Annotated in this window: 18 protein-coding genes; 6 read left to right on the forward strand and 12 right to left on the reverse strand. The window is 70.2% G+C overall.

All coding sequences use genetic code 11. The features are described from left to right. Nucleotides 1-137: 137 nt before the first annotated feature. A complete protein-coding gene (gene mnmA, locus ACZ5CR_RS11440) occupies nt 138-1,274 on the reverse strand; it encodes a tRNA 2-thiouridine(34) synthase MnmA (protein WP_468856055.1) in 1,137 nt (378 codons plus the stop codon). A gap of 61 nt (nt 1,275-1,335) precedes the next feature. Here mnmA and ACZ5CR_RS11445 point away from each other — a divergent pair, with 61 nt between their 5' ends. Beyond that, the gene (locus tag ACZ5CR_RS11445) at nt 1,336-2,013 is read left to right on the forward strand and encodes an N-acetylmuramoyl-L-alanine amidase (protein ID WP_468856058.1); all 678 of its coding nucleotides are present in this window, start codon (nt 1,336-1,338) and stop codon (nt 2,011-2,013) included. Nucleotides 2,014-2,083: 70 nt separating this feature from the next. On the opposite strand, the gene ACZ5CR_RS11450 is transcribed toward ACZ5CR_RS11445, so the two are convergent. From ACZ5CR_RS11450 to ACZ5CR_RS11465, 4 genes are all read right to left on the reverse strand, one after another. Next, on the reverse strand, nt 2,084-3,373 hold the full coding sequence (locus ACZ5CR_RS11450; RefSeq protein WP_468856059.1) for a cytochrome P450: 1,290 nt from the start codon (nt 3,371-3,373) through the stop codon (nt 2,084-2,086). Nucleotides 3,374-3,581: 208 nt separating this feature from the next. Further along, entirely contained in the window at nt 3,582-4,745 is a 1,164-nt protein-coding gene (locus ACZ5CR_RS11455) for a cysteine desulfurase family protein (protein WP_468856062.1), read from the reverse strand. A gap of 46 nt (nt 4,746-4,791) precedes the next feature. Continuing rightward, a complete protein-coding gene (locus tag ACZ5CR_RS11460; RefSeq protein WP_468856064.1) occupies nt 4,792-5,166 on the reverse strand; it encodes a DUF4190 domain-containing protein in 375 nt (124 codons plus the stop codon). A 76-nt stretch (nt 5,167-5,242) separates the two neighbouring features. Beyond that, entirely contained in the window at nt 5,243-5,398 is a 156-nt protein-coding gene (locus tag ACZ5CR_RS11465; RefSeq protein ID WP_389909241.1) for a hypothetical protein, read from the reverse strand. A gap of 115 nt (nt 5,399-5,513) precedes the next feature. Here ACZ5CR_RS11465 and ACZ5CR_RS11470 point away from each other — a divergent pair, with 115 nt between their 5' ends. Beyond that, nucleotides 5,514-6,155, forward strand: a complete 642-nt coding sequence (locus tag ACZ5CR_RS11470; protein ID WP_468856066.1) for a TetR family transcriptional regulator — start codon at nt 5,514-5,516, stop codon at nt 6,153-6,155. Between the two features lie 74 nt (nt 6,156-6,229). Next, a complete protein-coding gene (locus ACZ5CR_RS11475; RefSeq protein ID WP_468856069.1) occupies nt 6,230-7,096 on the forward strand; it encodes an alpha/beta fold hydrolase in 867 nt (288 codons plus the stop codon). Here the strand turns inward: ACZ5CR_RS11475 and ACZ5CR_RS11480 are convergent. Beyond that, nucleotides 7,056-8,045: a helix-turn-helix transcriptional regulator gene (locus ACZ5CR_RS11480; RefSeq protein WP_468856072.1), complete on the reverse strand. Its 990-nt coding sequence runs from the start codon at nt 8,043-8,045 to the stop codon at nt 7,056-7,058. The two genes, ACZ5CR_RS11475 and ACZ5CR_RS11480, sit on opposite strands and share 41 nt — an antisense overlap. Nucleotides 8,046-8,109: 64 nt before the next feature. Here ACZ5CR_RS11480 and ACZ5CR_RS11485 point away from each other — a divergent pair, with 64 nt between their 5' ends. The 3 genes from ACZ5CR_RS11485 (at nt 8,110) to ACZ5CR_RS11495 (ending at nt 10,744) form a co-directional block, all read left to right on the forward strand. Continuing rightward, nucleotides 8,110-9,015, forward strand: a complete 906-nt coding sequence (locus tag ACZ5CR_RS11485; RefSeq protein ID WP_468856075.1) for a LysR family transcriptional regulator — start codon at nt 8,110-8,112, stop codon at nt 9,013-9,015. Between the two features lie 113 nt (nt 9,016-9,128). Next, nucleotides 9,129-9,698, forward strand: coding sequence for a cysteine dioxygenase family protein (locus tag ACZ5CR_RS11490; protein ID WP_468856078.1), 570 nt, complete (start codon nt 9,129-9,131; stop codon nt 9,696-9,698). Between the two features lie 35 nt (nt 9,699-9,733). Further along, a complete protein-coding gene (locus ACZ5CR_RS11495) occupies nt 9,734-10,744 on the forward strand; it encodes a YeiH family protein (protein WP_468856215.1) in 1,011 nt (336 codons plus the stop codon). A 177-nt stretch (nt 10,745-10,921) separates the two neighbouring features. Here ACZ5CR_RS11495 and ACZ5CR_RS11500 read toward each other — a convergent pair whose 3' ends face one another. From ACZ5CR_RS11500 to ACZ5CR_RS11525, 6 genes are all read right to left on the reverse strand, one after another. After that, nucleotides 10,922-11,791: a thioesterase family protein gene (locus ACZ5CR_RS11500; protein ID WP_468856081.1), complete on the reverse strand. Its 870-nt coding sequence runs from the start codon at nt 11,789-11,791 to the stop codon at nt 10,922-10,924. A 75-nt stretch (nt 11,792-11,866) separates the two neighbouring features. Further along, a complete protein-coding gene (locus ACZ5CR_RS11505) occupies nt 11,867-12,535 on the reverse strand; it encodes a trimeric intracellular cation channel family protein (protein ID WP_468856082.1) in 669 nt (222 codons plus the stop codon). A 59-nt stretch (nt 12,536-12,594) separates the two neighbouring features. Then, a complete protein-coding gene (locus ACZ5CR_RS11510; protein ID WP_468856084.1) occupies nt 12,595-13,986 on the reverse strand; it encodes a M1 family metallopeptidase in 1,392 nt (463 codons plus the stop codon). 110 nt (nt 13,987-14,096) lie between these two features. After that, the gene (locus ACZ5CR_RS11515) at nt 14,097-15,383 is read right to left on the reverse strand and encodes an ABC transporter ATP-binding protein (protein WP_468856218.1); all 1,287 of its coding nucleotides are present in this window, start codon (nt 15,381-15,383) and stop codon (nt 14,097-14,099) included. Nucleotides 15,384-15,427: 44 nt separating this feature from the next. Beyond that, the gene (locus ACZ5CR_RS11520; protein ID WP_468856086.1) at nt 15,428-16,525 is read right to left on the reverse strand and encodes an ABC transporter ATP-binding protein; all 1,098 of its coding nucleotides are present in this window, start codon (nt 16,523-16,525) and stop codon (nt 15,428-15,430) included. Next, a complete protein-coding gene (locus ACZ5CR_RS11525) occupies nt 16,522-17,523 on the reverse strand; it encodes an ABC transporter permease (protein WP_468856088.1) in 1,002 nt (333 codons plus the stop codon). The genes ACZ5CR_RS11520 and ACZ5CR_RS11525 overlap by 4 nt, the downstream gene beginning before the upstream one ends. Nucleotides 17,524-17,634 lie beyond the last annotated feature (111 nt).

The following is a 17,634-nucleotide window of genomic DNA, read 5'->3' on the forward strand; positions in this document are numbered from 1 at the left end:
CACCCCCCCCCCCCCCCCTCCCTCCCCCCCTCCCCCCCCCCCCTCCCCCCCCCCCCCCCCCCCCCCCCCCCCCCCCCCCCCCCCCCCCCCCCCCGGGACTTTCCTGCAACAAACCCAGCCGCCGACCCGCCGACACCTCAGACCGCCGCCGTCGCCCGCTCCGTCGTGGCGATCGTCGCCGAGCCGACCACGCGCGTGCCGTCGTACAGCACGATCGCCTGGCCCGGGGCCACGCCGCGTACCGGCTCGTCGAAGGAGACGCGCAGCTCCGAGCCGTCGACCAGTTCCGCGCGGACCGACGTCTCGCCGCCGTGTGCCCGCAGCTGCGCGGTGTACGTGCCGGGCCCTGAGGGGGCGACGCCGCACCAGCGGGGCTTGATCGCCGTCAGGCCCGTGACGTCCAGGGCCGCCACCGGGCCGACGGTCACGGTGTTGTTCACCGGGGAGATGTCCAGGACGTAGCGCGGCTTGCCGTCGGGGGCCGGGGTGCCGATCCGCAGGCCCTTGCGCTGGCCGATGGTGTAGCCGAAAGCGCCCTCGTGGGTGCCCAGCTTGTTCCCTTCGGCGTCGACGATGTCGCCCTCCGCCTTGCCGAGGCGGTCCGCGAGGAAGCCCTGGGTGTCGCCGTCGGCGATGAAGCAGATGTCGTGGCTGTCGGGCTTCTTCGCGACGGCCAGGCCGCGCTCCTCGGCCTCCGCGCGGATCTCCTCCTTGGTGGTGAGCGTGTCACCGAGGGGGAACATCGCGTGGGCGAGCTGGCGGTCGTCGAGGACCCCGAGGACGTAGCTCTGGTCCTTGGCCATGTCTGACGCGCGGTGCAGCTCGCGCGTGCCGTCGTCGTTCACGACGACCGTGGCGTAGTGGCCGGTGACGACCGCGTCGAAGCCCAGGGCGAGTGCCTTGTCCAGGAGCGCGGCGAACTTGATCTTCTCGTTGCAGCGAAGGCAGGGGTTGGGGGTGCGCCCCGCCTCGTACTCGGCGATGAAGTCCTCGACCACGTCCTCGCGGAACCGCTCGGCCAGGTCCCATACGTAGAACGGGATGCCGATGACGTCCGCGGCACGGCGGGCGTCGCGGGAGTCCTCGATGGTGCAACAGCCTCGCGCGCCCGTGCGGAACGATTGCGGGTTCGCCGAGAGCGCCAGATGCACTCCGGTCACGTCGTGCCCGGCTTCGGCGGCACGCGCGGCGGCGACGGCGGAGTCCACGCCGCCGGACATGGCGGCGAGTACGCGCAGGGGGCGGGGGTGCTGCGGGGTCCGGTTCTCAGTCATAGCTCTAACAGGGTACGGGCCCGCGGGAACCAGGCGCCCGTGAGTAAGCGTTGGCGATCATATGGGGGATGAACAGGACTCGAAGGCGGAGCAGAAGTCCGAGCGCCGGGGCATCGACCGGCGGACGCTCCTGATCGGCGGCGCCGTGGCGGCCGTCGGCACGGCCGCGCTCGCTTCGGACCAGCTGGGACGCCTGTGGTGGCGGCTGCCCGGCGTCGTCAAGAGGCGCGAGGAGGGCGAGGTCGACGCCCGGGGCGCACAGTGGGTCGCCGCGTCCGACTACAACTGGCGCCGGGCGGACCGGCCGGACGACTACGGGATAGACATGGTCGTCGTCCACGTCGTGCAGGGCGGGTACGACACGGCACTGAAGGTGTTCAAGGACCCGGCACACGGCGCGGCGGCTCACTACGTGGTGCGCAAGGACGGGCACGTCGCCCAGATGATCCGCGAGCTGGACGTGGCGTTCCACGCGGGGAACAAGAGCTACAACGAACGGAGCATCGGCATCGAGCACGAGGGCTTCGTGGACAAGAAGTCCTCGTTCACCGATGCCATGTACGAGTCCTCGGCGCGCCTCACCGCCGGAATCTGCAAGAGGTACGACATCCCGGTGGACCGGAAGCACATCATCGGGCACGTGGAGGTGCCAGGCACGGACCACACGGATCCCGGGCCGCACTGGGACTGGGACCGGTACATGAAGCTGGTCAAGAAGGCCCGCACGGCTCTCGCCTGATCGGCCACACCCGTCTGACCAGCCACACCCGTCTGACCAGCCATGTCCGTCTGACCGGCCATACACCGCCCTACCGCAGATGCACCGGCAGCGACTCCACCCCGTACACGATCGACAGCTTACGGAAGGCGAGCTCCTCGGGGGCGACCGCCAGCCGCATCTCGGGGAAGCGCTTCACCAGGGCCGGGTAGGCGGCGCGCAGCTCCATGCGGGCCAGTTCGGCGCCGATGCAGCGGTGGATGCCGTAGCCGAAGGCGAGGTGGCCCGAGGCCTTGCGGTGCGGGTCGAAGCCGCCGCCGTCGGGGGTGTACTTGGCGTCGCGGTTGCCGCCGCTCAGGGAGCACAGGACCAGGTCGCCCTTGGGGATGAGCACCCCGGCTATCTCGATGTCCTCGCGGGCGAACCGCGGGAAGGCCACCTGCACGACGGTGAGGTAGCGCAGCGCCTCCTCGACGAAGGGGGCGGCCGCCGCGTCGTCGTCGCGCAGCCGCGCGGCGGTCTCCGGGTGCTGAAGGAGCAGCAGGGAGCCGAGGGCCACCATGCTCGCGGTCGTCTCGAAGCCGCCGGTGAGGATGCCGTCGGCGAGGCCGGCGAGCTCCTCGTCGTCGACCGTGTCGCCGTGTTCCTTCACGATCATGCCGAGCAGTCCGTCGCCCGGGTTCTCGCGCTGCTTCTTGACGACGTCCCTGAAGTACGAGAGCGAGGCGGATATCGCCCCGAAGGGAGCGGTCGCCCCGGCGAAGAGGTCGAAGCGCTCCATGGCCAGCTGCTGGAAGTCGTGGCGGTCCTCGTAGGGCACGCCGAGCAGCTCGCAGATCGTCAGCGAGGGTATGGGAAGGGCGAAGGCCTGGACGAGGTCGACGGGCCCTTCCGCCGCCTCCATCGCGTCCAGCCGCTCCTCGACGATGGCCTCGATCCGGGGCGTGAGGCGGCGCAGCCTGCGCATCGTGAACTCGGGCGTCAGGATGCGGCGCAGATGTGTGTGGACCGGGGGGTCGCTGAAACCGAGGCCGCCGGGATTGTGGTCCTCGACCACACCGGCGTTGCCCGCGAGGTTCGTGAAGTCGTTGCTGAAGCCGTCGGTCGCACCGAGGACGGCCTTCACCTCGTCGTAGCCGGTGACCACCCAGGCGTCCATGCCGAACGGCAGCGGCACCTTGGAGATCGGCTGCTCCGCCTGGTTCTCGGTGAGCCGGGCCACCGGGTCGAGACCGTCACGGCGCATCGGCGCGAGGAGGGGCTCGGGAAGACGCGAGATCGTGGAGGCGCTGATCCCGTTCTTCTGGATCCTGGAGAGATATATACGCCCGAGCCGCGCGGCGATGCGAGAGCGGAGGTTCGCCTTCAATGTGAACTCCATGAGGGGGTTGTCGTGCACAGCCCCGAACGCGCGGAGCGGACTCGCGAGCGGCAAGCATAGATCGGCGGACTGTGGGCCTCGTAGCCCGCTCCTGCGCCTGTCCGCCCTATAGCGGCCGAAACCGGCATCAACTCCGGCCGCCAGCACCCCAGTACAGCGTTAGCTGCGTCACTTACCTGCCCAAACCGGGACCAAGTAGGTGCAGGGCTCAGCTAAGTCCCGCCGTCCGCGCCCGTTCCACCGCCGGGCCGATCGCCCGGGCCACCGCCGCCACGTCCGCCTCCGTCGAGGTGTGGCCGAGGGAGAAACGGAGCGTGCCGCGGGCCAGGTCGGGGTCGGTGCCGGTGGCGAGCAGGACGTGACTCGGCTGGGCCACGCCCGCCGTGCACGCGGAGCCGGTGGAGCACTCGATGCCCTGGGCGTCGAGCAGCAGCAGCAGGGAGTCGCCCTCGCAGCCGGGGAAGGTGAAGTGCGCGTTCGCGGGCAGCCGGTCGACCGGGTCGCCCCCCAGGATCGCGCTCGGGACCGCCGCGCGCACGGCGGAGACGAGATCGTCCCGCAGCGCGCCGATCTCGCGGGCGAACCTCTCGCGCTGCCCGGCGGCGTGCTGCCCCGCCACGGCGAACGCGGCGATCGCGGGCACATCGAGCGTCCCGGAGCGCACATGACGCTCCTGTCCGCCGCCGTGCAGGACGGGCACGGGACTGTACTCGCGCCCCAGGAGCAGCGCCCCGATGCCGTAAGGACCGCCGATCTTGTGCCCGGAGACGGTCATCGCGGCGAGCCCGGACGCGGCGAAGTCGACGGGCACCTGCCCGAAGGCCTGCACGGCGTCGGCATGCAGTGGGATCTCGAACTCGGCCGCCACATCGGCCAGTTCACGGATGGGCTGGATGGTGCCGATCTCGTTGTTGGCCCACATGACGGTGGCGAGGGCGACGTCGTCGGGGTCGCGCTCGATCGCCTCGCGCAGCGCTTCGGGGTGCACGCGGCCGTACGCGTCGACGGGGAGGAACTCGACGGTGGCGCCTTCGTGCTCACCGAGCCAGTGCACGGCGTCGAGGACGGCGTGGTGCTCGACGGGGCTGGAAAGGATCCGGGTCCGCGCGGGGTCGGCGTCGCGCCGCGCCCAGTACAGGCCCTTCACGGCGAGATTGTCGGCCTCCGTGCCGCCCGCGGTGAAGACGGTCTCGCTGGGGCGCGCGCCGAGCGACTCGGCGAGCGTCTCGCGGGCCTCCTCGACGGTACGCCGCGCCCGGCGCCCGGCGGCGTGCAGTGAGGACGCGTTGCCGGTGACGGCGAGCTGGGCGGTCATCGCCGCGATCGCCTCCGGGAGCATCGGAGTGGTCGCTGCGTGGTCGAGGTAGGCCATGGTGCGCACGATTCTACGAGCCGTGCGGGGCCCCGCGTTCCAGCGGTCAGCCCGCGAGACTCCACGACACGGTGTTGTCCATGGACATCAGGACGGCGAGGACGACGAGATCGGCCAGACCGAGCCCGAGCCCGAGGGCCGCGCGGCCCTTTCGGCTGGTCCCGCGCAGCAGCGCGATGCTCGCGAGGACGATCGCGATCGGACCGAGGAAGAGGTTCAGGACGAGCAGCCCGACCAGGCCGAGGACGAACGAGGCGACGGCCATGCCGTCGGTGTCACGCCGACCGGTGGGGACGGGGGCGGGGGTGGAGACGGGGGCGGGGGCCGTCTCGCGGGTCGAAGCGGTGGAGGTGGCGGAGGTAGTGGTGGAGGTGGTGGTGGAGGTGGTCGTGGACCTGGGGGTGAGGGTGCCGAGTCCCATGGTGCGACTCCTTTCGGCGGCCGTGCGGATCACTTGAAGGAAGGGAGAGGAAGGGAGGGGAACGGTGGCGGCGTGCTCAGGAGTGGCGGCGCGCATGCCGCTCGCGGACCGTGAACACCACGAGCCAGACGCCGATGACGGCGGCGGCGACGAAGGTGACGGGGAGCGGTGCGTGGGCCACGGCGCCCAGGGCGACTCCGAGCAGCAGGAGTGCGGCTACGAGGAACAACACGGGATGCCTCTCGTCGAGGGTTCGGTGAACGCTTGTGGTCACAACTGTTCACTGACTTAGAGAGTACCGCCTCTCCGGCTTTCCAATCTCGGAGAACAGTTGTTAACTGCATGGCATGAGTCACACTCTCGGCATCCGGCAGGCCCAGAAGCAGAAAACCCGGCAGGCGCTCCTCGACGCGGCGCTCCAGCTGCTCGAGGAGCAGAGCCTGAGCAGCCTGGGTCTGCGCGAGGTCACCCGGGCCGCGGGCGTGGCCCCCACCGCCTTCTACCGGCACTTCCGCGACGTGGCCGACCTGGGCGTGGCCCTGGTGGAGGAGGCGCTGAACAGCCTGCACACCACGCTCGTCTCGCTCCTCGCCGCGACCGGCGACAGCAGCGGCGACGACGACGGCGAGGAACGCATCGCGGCCACGGTCGAGTTGATCGTCGCCTACGTCCGCACGCACCCCGCCCACGTCCGCTTCATCGCCCGCGAGCAGCACGGCGGGGTGCAGGCCGTGCGGTCGGCGATAGGCGATCAACTCACCTTGTTCGCGCGGGAGGTGGCGGGCCAGTTCGCCCAGGAGCCCGAGTCCGCGGGCTGGGACGAGGACGATCTCCTGATGCTGGCCAGGATGTACGTCGACCACATGGTGATGACCGCGTCCGCGCTCCTGGAGGCGGCGCCCGGCACAGAGGAGCGGGTGGCGGCAGGCGCACGTCGGCAGCTGCGCCTGGTGTCGCTCGGGCGGCGCCACTGGCTGGACGAGCGGTGACCGGGGCATCGGCAAAGGCCTGATGGGGTCCGTGACACTCGACTCCCCCGTAAGGAGCTACTAGCCTTACGATCATGACAACTGATCGTGACCGGACACTCGACCAGACCCGGGACTGGACACTCGACCAGACCTTCGCGGGACCGACCGGCGCGGTCCGCTGGGCCGCCCTCGGCCCCGAGGACGCACCGCCCGTCGTCCTGGTCCACGGCACGCCCTTCTCCTCGTACGTCTGGCGGAGCGTGGCCCGCGCGCTCTCCCAGGAACATCGCGTGTACGTATGGGACCTGCCCGGCTACGGGGCGTCGGAGATGCGGTCCGGGCAGGATGTGAGCCTGGCCGCGCAGGCCCGTGTCCTGAGCGAGCTGCTCGCCCACTGGGGTCTGCACGAACCCGCTGTCGTGGCCCATGACTTCGGTGGCTGCGTCGCCCTGCGCGCCCACCTCCTGCACGGCGCCCGCTACGAACGCCTCGCCGTCGTCGACCCGGTGGCCCTCGCCCCCTGGGGCTCCCCCACCTACCGCCTGCTCGGCGCGCACGCCGACGTCTTCAACCAGCTGCCGCCCGCCCTGCACGAGGCACTGGTGCGCGAGTACGTCAGTTCGGCGAGCCACCGCGGACTGCACCCGGCGGTGCTCGACCGCCTGGTCGAGCCCTGGTGCACACCGGAGGGCAGGCCCGCCTTCTACCGGCAGATCGAGCAGAACGACCAGCGGTTCACGGATGAGATCCAGGGCCGGTACGGGGAGTTGGCCCTTCCCGTCCTCGTCTGCTGGGGCACGGACGACACCTGGATCCCGGTGGAGCGCGGCCACGAGCTCGCCGAGCTGATCCCCGGCGCCGAGCTGCGCCTGATCGAGGGCGCGGGACATCTCGTACAGGAGGACGCGCCCGCTCAGCTCACCGGCGAGCTGAGCCGCTTCCTGCGTAAAGGTCGGTGACCGCGGCGGCGGCGTTCATCAGCTCGGCGCGCGCCCCGGGCGGAGAGAGCACTTCCACACTGGCGGCGAACGGAAGCAGCGTACGGATGTCGCCGACGACGCCGAAACCGAGCCGGACGTCGATCCACTCGCTCTCCCCGTCGTCCTCGGGGCGTGCGCTGAGGAATTGGCCCTTGAGCCGCAGGAACTGGGCGAACCGGTCACGCGCGACCCGCGCCGTCACGTCGACACCGACCGGACGGTCCTCGACCTGACGCTTCAGCACGGCCCATACGTCTGCGAGTTCGACCCCCGTCCTGCGCTTGACCGGCGTCTCCGTGAGGGTCGCCTCCTGCACGCGGTCGGCGCGGAAGAGCCGCGGGGCGCCGCGCCGGTCGGCCACCAGGTACCAGACGCCCGCCTTCGAGACGAGGCCGTAGGGATCCACGGTGTAGGTGCGCGGCCGGGGGTCGCCGCTGTGCCGGTAGCGCAGGCGCAGCCGCCGGTCGGAGAAGACGGCGTCCTGCAGTACGTCGAGGTCGACGACGACCGGATCCGATCCACGGGGCCCCGGCATCCAGCGCGCCGAGTCGACGAGGATGCGCCGGCTCGTCAACTCGGCGGCGGGACGGTGTGGTTCGGGCAGGGCCGCCATGACCTTGCGCAGGGCGGAGCCGATCGCCTCGTCAAGGCCGAGCGCGGCGTGCGCGCCCTGCGCGGCCAGGATGAAGAGCGCCCTCGACTCGTCCGCGGTGAGCCCCGTGACGTCCGTACGGAAACCGGGGAGCAGCGCGATGCCTCCGTGCCGCCCGCGCTCGGCGTACACCGGGACGCCGGATGTGGAGAGCGCCTCGATGTCGCGGTAGATGGTGCGCACGGAGACTTCGAGACGGTCGGCCAGCTCGTGGGCGGGGACCTGCCCACGGGTCTGGAGCAGCAGCAGGATCGAGAGCAGACGGTCGGATTTCACGCAGCCAAGGATGGCGGAAGGGGTCTGCCCACGGACCTTCCCGCGCCCCGCTTATGATGCAGATGTGTTCGATTCGCGGCACATCAGGTCATTCCACGAAGTGGTCCGCACCGGTTCCTACTCCGCCGCCGCCCGCTCGCTCGGCTATACGCAGCCTGCGATCACCCAGCAGATGAAGGCGCTCGAACGGTCCGTCGGCACGGTCCTGTTCACCCGTGTCGGCCGCAGGATGCGGCTGACCGAGGCGGGCGAGGCGCTGTCCCGGCACGCGGGAATCATCCTCGGCAACATCGACGCCGCCCAGCAGCAGATGAACGCCATCACGGGTCTGCGCACCGGCCGCGTCCGCATCTGCGCGTTCCCCAGCGCCAACGCCACCCTCATCCCCGAGGCGCTGTCCCGGCTCGCGAGGAGCCATCCCGGTGTGCGCGTCGAACTCCAGGAGAACGAACCGCCCGAGTCGCTCCAGCGCCTGGTGCACGGCGACTGCGACATCACGCTGGCCTTCCACTACCCCGGCCTGCACGAGGACGTGCCGGAGGAAGTGATGGAGATCCCGCTGATGGAGGACCAGCTGACGGTCCTCATGCCCTCACGCCATCCGCTGGCCCGGCGCCGTTCCGTCAGGCTCGTCGATCTCGCGAGCGAGCGCTGGATCGCGGGCTGCCTGCGCTGCCGGGCCAACTTCCTGCACGAATGCGCCGAGCAGGGCTTCACGCCGGACATCGCCTTCACCACGGATGACAATCTCGTCATCCAGAGCCTGGTCGCCGAGGGTCTTGGCATCGCCATGATGCCGGGTCTCGTCCTCAACTTCCTGCGCCACCGGCAGGTGACAGGACGGGCTCTCGATCCGGCGTCGCGCCGGCAGGTCTCGGCGTACGCGCTCCGGGAGCACCTGCGGATTCCCGCGACGGCGCTGGTCCTCGATGAGCTGAAGGCGGTCGCGGCGAACCGGATGGGCTGCTGAGGCGCTCACTCTTCACTTCTCGCCCAAAACGCCCCTCATCCATAAGCAGAAGTTGGGGCAAGGCTTAGAAACTGTCGTTGGACGTGATGGAAGGGTGGCAGGACGCTGCCCGTATGAGTGCCTCCACCACCGCGTTCCGCGCGGCCCGCACCACCGGGCGCCTGGACGCCCTCGTCGCCGATGTCCGCGCGGCCGTCGGCCGGGGCCTTCCGCCGGATCTGACGGCGTATCTGGTCGGCGAGCGGCTCGCGTCGCATCTGGGCGCGGCCGATCTGCTCGCCGACGAGCAGTGCGAGGGCGATCCCGGGCGCTACCGCCAGCATCTGCTGCACGCCGAGCACGACGGCAGCTTCTCGGTGGTCGGCCTCGTCTGGCTGCCGGGCCAGCACACACCGGTGCACGATCACGTCTCCTGGTGCGTCACCGGCGTCCACGAGGGCGCGGAGCACGAGCGGCGCTACCGCCTCGTCCCGGCGGCATCCGGCGCTCCGGCGCGGCTCGTCCCCACCGAGGACCTGGTCAACCGGCAGGGCACGGTGTGCGGTTTCGCGCCGCCCGGGGACATCCACCGGGTCTGGAACGGCGGTACGCGGCGGGCGATCTCGCTCCATGTGTACGGCGCGGACATCTCCCGCCTCGGCACCAGCGTGCGCCGGGTCTACGACTTGCCGGCCGACCGCTGATGGCGCTGCTCGGCCAGCGCCAGCAGGCCCCACCGATGTCCCCGGTGACGCCTCCCGTTCGCCATCCGGCGCCGGGGCTCGCCCTCGCGGCCCTCGGTGTCGCGGCGGCCTGGGCGACCCACGCCCTGGTCCCCGCCGTGCCGATGCTGACGGCGGCGGTGGTGCTCGGGCTCGCGGCGGCGCATGTGCCGGGTCTCCGCACTGTCGTACGGGGCCGGTGCAGGGCCGGGCTCTCCCTCGCGGGCAAGCGGCTGATGCGGCTCGGCATCGTCCTGCTCGGCCTGAAGCTGAGCCTGGACGACGTCCTGGGCCTTGGCTGGGCGACGGTGGGGATGGTGCTCGGGGTGGTCGCGGCGACGTTCTTCGGCACGTGGTGGCTCGGCCGCCGGATGGGCCTTCCCGGCGATCAGCCCCTCCTGATCGCCACCGGCTACTCGATCTGCGGTGCCTCCGCGATCGGCGCGGTCAGTGAGGTGAGGGAGAGCGAGGAGCGGGACGCGGCGGTGTCGGTGGCCCTTGTGACGCTCTGCGGGACGCTCGCGATCGCCGTACTGCCGCTGCTGCAGGGGCCGTTGGGGCTCGGCGACGCGGAGTTCGGGCGGTGGGTCGGTGCGAGTGTCCACGACGTGGGTCAGGTGGTGGCCACCGCGCAGACCGCTGGGTCGGGGGCGTTGGGGGACGCGGTTCTCGTGAAGCTGATGCGGGTGGCGATGCTGGCTCCGCTGGTGGCGGGGGTCGCGCTGTCCCTGCGGGCGCGGTCGACCGGGCGTGGGTCCGGAAAGCGGCGGCCGCCGGTGCTTCCGCTGTTCGTGGCGGGGTTCATCGGGATGGTCGCGGTACGGAGCACCGGCTGGGTTCCGGGATCCGTCCTCGATCTGGCGGGCCACGTCCAGGAGCTGTTGCTGGCGGCGGCCCTGTTCGGGCTCGGCGCCGCGGTGGATCTGCCCTCGCTCACCCGAACGGGCTGGCGGATGGCGGTGGTTGGGCTGGGTGCGTGGGTGGTCGTGGCCGGGGTCTCGTACGGGGGTGTGGTGCTGGTGGGTTAGGCGGGTTCTTCTCCCCGACCCCGCCCCTTCCCGAAAGGCTGAAGACTTCAGCCCGTCCAGCGATTGAGGACATCTTGTACGGGGTCTGGGGCGGGGCCCCAGGGAGGTCCGGGGCGCAGGCGCGGTTTTCGGGAAGGGGCGGGGTCGGGGTCGGGGTCGGGGAGGAAGCCTTGCCCCTCAGCCCAGCCGCACCCGCGCCAGCTGCCGCGACTGCGCGACCAGACGATCCGCGCTGTCCCAGACCTCCGCGTCCTCCTCCAGGAAGCCCCCGGCGAGGTTGCGGGTCGTGATGGAGACACGGAGAGGACCGGGTGCGGGCACGGCACGTACGTGCACCGTCAGTTCCACCGTCGGGACCCAGCCGGAGAGGCCGAGCTCGAACGCCGTGGGCGGCAGCGCGTCCACCGCGAGCAGCAGCGACAGCGGATCAGCGTCGCGGCCGTCCGCGAGGCCGAACCAGGCCCGCATCTCCCCCTTGCCGGACGGCTGGCCGAGGGCCCACCCCAGGGTGGAGGGGTCCAGCTTCAGGAAGAGGCGGTCACTGATCGCCGAACTGCCGGGCACGGGAGAGTGGTCCGGCGCGTCCTGCGGACCGAAGCACTGCTCGATCGGCGGCAGCGCAGGCGGCTTGGCCGTCGTACGGACGTCGTCGGGGAGCCCCGCCAGATCTCCGTACGAGGCGAGCACGCGGATCCGCTCGACCTCGCGCCCCTCGTCGTCGTACTGGAAGAGCGAGGCCTGTCCGGTCGACAGGGTCCGCCCGGCCCGCGCGGTGTCCGTGCGGATCACGGCGGGTCCGGGCTGGGACGCCGTCAGGTAGTGCGCGGAGACGGTGAAGGGGTCCGCGTGCGGCAGGGCGTCGGCGAGCGCGCGGCCGAGGACCGCGAGGAGATATCCGCCGTTGACGGCGTTGATGATCGTCCACCCGGCGGAGAGCTCGATGTCGTAGACACCGGGCTCCCGCCGGGTGACCGCGGTGTCGCGGTCGAACTCGCTGTCGCCGATGCTCGCGGGCACCGCTGCCGGTATGGATGTCGCCTCTGCCATTCCAGTAACGTACAACATGTGATTACTAAGCGGTAGCTTTTGCGTGTGTGGGGCGGAGGCCCTCGCGCCTCGCCGCTACGTCGTCTCCTCCACCTCCACCGCCGTCGAACGCCGGTGCCAGGCCCGTGGGGCGCGCCAGTGGTAGCGCAGCGCGAGCAGCCGCAGGACGAAGGTGGTGACCACGGCGAGGCTGCTGGTGTAGGCGTTCACCATGTCGTAGTTGATGCAGAGAGCGACCATCGCCGATCCGACGATCGCGGGCACGGCGTACAGGTCGCGGTCCCAGCGCACCAGCGAGGGCACCTCGTTGGCGATCATGTCGCGCAGCACGCCGCCGCCCACCGCGGTGGCCAGACCCAGGGCCGCCGACGAGGTGAGGCCGAGGCCGTAGTCGTACGCCTTGATCGTGCCCGTGACGCAGAAGAGGCCCAGGCCCGCCGCGTCGAAGACGTTCACCGCGAGCTGCGTGCGCTCCACCTCGGGGTGCAGGAAGAAGACCAGGAGGGCGGCGAACAGCGGCGTGATGAAGTAGCCGAGGTCGACGAACGCGGCGGGCGGCACCGCCCCGATGACCACATCACGGATGAGCCCTCCGCCCAGCGCGGTGACCTCGGCGAGTACGGCGATGCCGAAGACGTCGAAGTTCTTGCGTACGGCGAGCAGCGCGCCGGAGATCGCGAAGACGAAGATTCCGACGATGTCGAGCGCGTGCTGGACGGAGGGACTGAACAGATCCTGGATCACGCGACATTCTTACCTGCCCCGCCGGTGCGCGGCCGACGGGGCCAGGCCCGCGGAGCGGCCTACAGGGCGGGCTTGCCCTTGGTGAACAGCCACGTCTGGAACAGCGAGTCGAGCTGCTTGCCCGAGATCTTCTCGGCGAGGCGGATGAAGTCGTCGGTGTTCGCGTTCCCGTGCCGGTTCTGCTGGGTCCAGGCGGGGAGCAGCTTGAAGAACGCCTTGTCACCGATGCGCTCGCGCAGGACCTGGAGCGTCATCGCGCCGCGCTGGTAGACGGCGGAGGCGAACATCGTGTCGCGCTGCGGATCGCCGACGACCGTCTGCCAGAAGGCCGAGTCGGCGGGGCGTGAGTTGTAGCCCGCGAGGAAGGCGTCGTGGGCGCTCTGGGTGCCCTTGTGTTCGCTCCACAGCCACTGGGAGTAGGTCGCGAAGCCCTCGTTGAGCCAGATGTGCTTCCACTTCTCGACCGAGACGGAGTCGCCGAACCACTGGTGGGCGAGCTCGTGGGCGATGGTCGACTCGCTGCGGACCGCGGAGTAGACCGGCTTGGTCTGGGTCTCCAGGGAGAAGCCCGCCTGCGGCATGTCGTCGACGATCGCGCCGGTCTCCTCGAAGGGGTAGGGCCCGAAGATCTTCGACCAGTAGTCGGTGACCTCGGCCGTGACGCCGTACACGTCGACGTTGTTGCTGTTCTCCAGTACGGGGTCGATGGCGACGTAGATCGGGGTGCCCCCCGGGGTCCTGCCCTTCTTCACGTCGAACTTGCCGATGGTGGCGGTCGCGAGATAGGTCGCCATGGGCTCGGACTCGCGCCAGTGGGCGACGGTCTGGCCGCCCTTGTCGTGCGTGCCGACCAGACGGCCGTTGGAGACGCCCGTCAGGCCCTTGGGGGCCTTGATGCGGATGTCGAAGGCGGCCTTGTCCGACGGGTGGTCGCTGGAGGGGAACCAGGTCGATGCCGCGTTGGGCTCGCACGCGACGAAGACGCCGTCGGTGGTCTTCATCCAGCCGTAGTCGGAGCCGAAGACGATGGGGCCGCTCAGCGGCTCGGGCACGCCGCCGTAGGTGACGGTCGCGGTGAACGTCTTGTTCTTGTGCAGGCTGTCGCGCGGGCTGATCCGGATCTCGTCGCCCGTGCGCGTGAAGGGCGCCCGTCTGCCGTTCACCTCGATCTTCGTCACCTCCAGCTTCTGGAGGTCCAGGTCGAAGGAGGAGAGGTTCTGGGTGGCGCGCGCGGTGATCGTGGTGCGGCCGTCGAGGCGGTCGGTGTCGGGGTTGTACGCCACGTCGAGGCCGTAGTGGCGTACGTCGAAGCCGCCGTTGCCCAACTGGGGGAAGTACGTGTCGCCCACGCCGTCGGCGCCCGGGTGGGGCCCGGGTGCGGCGGCGATCAAGCAGAAGGAGGCAGCAGCTGTGGCCAGCGCTCCCAGACGTGCCGAACGGGAGAGTGCCATGAGTCATCCCTTAGCGCGTGTGTTCCGATGAAACGGACACGCAGACTCTGCACTCTCCCGTATGGGCGTGTACATGACCTGGTGACTGATTTTTACCAAGTCATCAGGTGCTACTGGTCAGTTGACGCCTGACCCTTGGCTTCCGCTTCCGGCGCGTCCTTCGCGACAGCCTTCGGAGAGTCCTTCGCGACGGTCTTCGGAGCGTCCTTCGAGGCCGCCTTCGGAGCGTCCTTCGAGGCCGCCTTCGAGACGGCCGGCGTCGGCTCCTCGGCAGCGGCCTCCGCCTCAGCCGTCTCCTCCGCCTTGCTCACCACCGAGACCACGTCGATCGCCTCCTTGGCGACCTGCAGCAGCTTGGTGTCGCCCGGCTGCTGGTCGTCGGCGTTCTCCGGGTGGTGGCACGCCACCTGGTGGCCGGAGGCGAGCGCGATCAGCGGCGGCTCGGTCTTCGCGCAGATCTCCGTCGCCTTCCAGCAGCGCGTGTGGAAACGGCAGCCGGTGGGCGGGTCGATCGGCGAGGGGACGTCACCGCGGAGCAGGATGCGCTCGCTCTTGACGCCGCGCCGCCGGGGGTCGGGCACCGGCACCGCGGAGAGGAGCGCCTTGGTGTACGGGTGCATCGGCGTGGAGTAGAGGTCCTTGCGGTCCGCCAGCTCCACGATCTTGCCGAGGTACATCACCGCGATGCGGTCCGAGACGTGCCGGATGACCGAGAGGTCGTGCGCGATGATCACGTACGTGAGGCCGAGCTCGTCCTGCAGGTCGTCCAGGAGGTTGACCACCTGCGCCTGGATGGAGACGTCCAGGGCGGAGACGGGCTCGTCGGCCACGACCAGCTTGGGCCGCAGAGCGAGCGCGCGGGCGATGCCGATGCGCTGGCGCTGACCGCCGGAGAACTCGTGCGGGTAGCGGTTGTAGTGCTCGGGGCTGAGCCCCACCCGCTCCAGCATCTCCTGCACGTGCTTGCGCAAGCCCCCCTCGGGCTTGACGCCCTGGAGCTTGAACGGCGCACCGACGATCGTGCCGATGGTGTGCCGCGGGTTCAGCGACGAGTACGGGTCCTGGAAGATCATCTGGACGTCGCGGCGCAGCGGCCGCATCTTACCGGTGTTCAGGTGCGTGATGTCCACGCCCTCGAACTCCACACGGCCCGCGGTCGGTTCGAGCAGGCGCGTGATCAGACGGCCCATCGTCGACTTGCCGCAGCCCGACTCGCCCACGACGCCGAGCGTCTCACCGGGACGCACGTCGAAGGTGAGACCGTCGACGGCCTGCACGGCCGCCACCTGGCGCTGCAGCAGCCCCTTCTTGATGGGGAAGTGCTTCACCAGGCCTTCGACCTTGAGCAGCGGCTCGGGAGACTCCGCGGAGCTCTTCGTCTGCGCCGGGGTCGTCATCTCCTGGCCCTTCGCCTGTTTCGCCTGGTCTTTCGCATCGTCTTTCACAGCTTCGGCGCAATCTCTTCGGTCCAGATCCGGGTCCGCTCGTCCTGCGACATGTGACAGGCGGTGAAGTGCCCCGGTGCGACCTCGTGCAGGTCGGGGCGCTCGCGGCGGGTGATCTGGTCCTTGGGGATGTCGGCGTACGGGCAGCGCGGGTTGAAGGCGCAGCCCGTCGGCAGGTTGATCAGGCTGGGCGGGGAGCCCTTGACCGGCACGAGGCGGTCGGTCTCCTCTCGGTCGATGCGCGGCATCGATCCGAGGAGGCCCCAGGTGTAGGGGTGCTGGGGCTCGTAGAAGACCTTCTCGGCGGTGCCGCGCTCGACGCAGCGCCCGCCGTACATCACGAGCAGTTCGTCCGCCATCTCGGCGACCACGCCAAGGTCGTGCGTGATCATGATGACCGCGGAGCCGAACTCCTTCTGCAGATCCCGGATGAGGTCGAGGATCTGCGCCTGGACGGTGACGTCCAGGGCGGTCGTCGGCTCGTCCGCGATGAGCAGTTCGGGGTTGTTCACGAGCGCCATCGCGATCATCGCGCGCTGGCGCATACCGCCCGAGAACTCGTGGGGGTAGCTGTCGACCCGCTTGTCCGGCTGGGGAATGCCCACCCGGTCGAGCATCTCGATGGCGCGCTTGCGGGCGACCTTCTTGTCCACTTTGTGGTGGACGCGGTAGGCCTCCATGATCTGCTGGCCGATGGAGTAGTACGGGTGCAGCGCGGACAGCGGGTCCTGGAAGATCATCGCCATTTCGCGGCCGCGCAGCTTGCGCACCTCGTTCGGATCCGCGCCGAGCAGCTCCGTGCCGTTCAGCCAGATCTCGCCGGACAGCTGCGCCTTGCGGCTGCCGTACTGCCCGGCGGTGTGCAGACCCAGGATGCCCAGCGAGGTGACCGACTTGCCGGATCCTGACTCGCCGACGATGCCGAGGGTCTTGCCCTTCTCCAGCTGGAAGCTGAGCCCGTCGACGGACTTGACCACGCCGTCGTCGGTCGGGAAGTGCACCTTGAGGTCGCGCACCTCGAGGAAGGCGGTGGGAGCGACCGAGTCGGCGACGGGTTCTCCGACCGCCGCTCCGGTCTTGTGCAGTTCGGTCATCCCAGCCTCACTCGCGGGTCGATGACGGCGTACAGAAGGTCGACGACGAGGTTGGCGAGCGCGATCGCGAGCGATGCGCACAAGGTGACGCCGAGGATCACCGGCAGGTCCTTGTTGCTGATGGCCTTGACGGCCTCCAGGCCGAGCCCCGGCAGGTTGAACGTGGACTCGGTGAGCACGGCGCCGCCCATGAGCACGCCGAGGTCGAGGCCGAAGACCGTGAGGATCGGCGTCATGGCGGAACGCAGCGCGTGCCGTCTGATGACGGTGGCCTCGCCGAGCCCCTTGGCGCGCGCGGTGCGGATGTAGTCCTCACCGAGCACTTCCAGCATGGTGGCGCGGGTCAGTCTCGCGTACATGGCGGCGTTGAGGAACGCGAGCACGATCCAGGGAAGGATCAGGGTCTCGAACCAGATGTTGATCGGATCGTCCGTGGTGAGGTTGTCCTCGATGTGCACCCAGCCGAGCGTGTGGACGAAGAGCCCCATCGCGATCATGCCGGTGAAGAAGACGGGGAGCGAGACGCCGCCGAGGGCGGTGATCATCGCGGAACGGTCCCAGATGGTGCCCCGCTTGAGCGCGGAGAGCACACCGGTGGCGACACCGGCGACGAGCCACAGCACACAGGCACCGGCGGCGAGCGCCGCGGTGACGGGCAGGGCGTCCTTGAGGGTCTCCCAGACGGGCGCCTCGGTACGGAAGGAGTATCCGAAGCAGGGGGCGGGACAGTGGGTCACGTCAGCACCGTTGGAGTAGTCACGCCCCATCGGAATGCCCTTGACGAAGTCCCAGAACTGGACGAGCAGAGGGTCGTCGAGACCCAGTTTGATCCGGATGCCCGCGAGCTGCTCGGCACCGGACGACTTCCCGGCGAAGAGGACGGCGATGTCCTGTCCCGCCCACTTGGGCAGCATGTAGAAGACGGTGAAGGTCGCGAGCAGTACGACCAGCACCATGACGACAACGGCGATCAGGCGCCGGATGAGATAAGCAAGCACTGTGCGCGGCCCGGGGGGGGGGGGGGGGGGGGGGGGGGGGGGGGGGGGGGGGGGGGGGGGGGGGGGGGGGGGGGAGAGGGAGAGCGAGGGGGGGGGGGGGGGGGGGGGGGA

This window comes from Streptomyces sp. NPDC031274 (genome assembly GCF_055570235.1).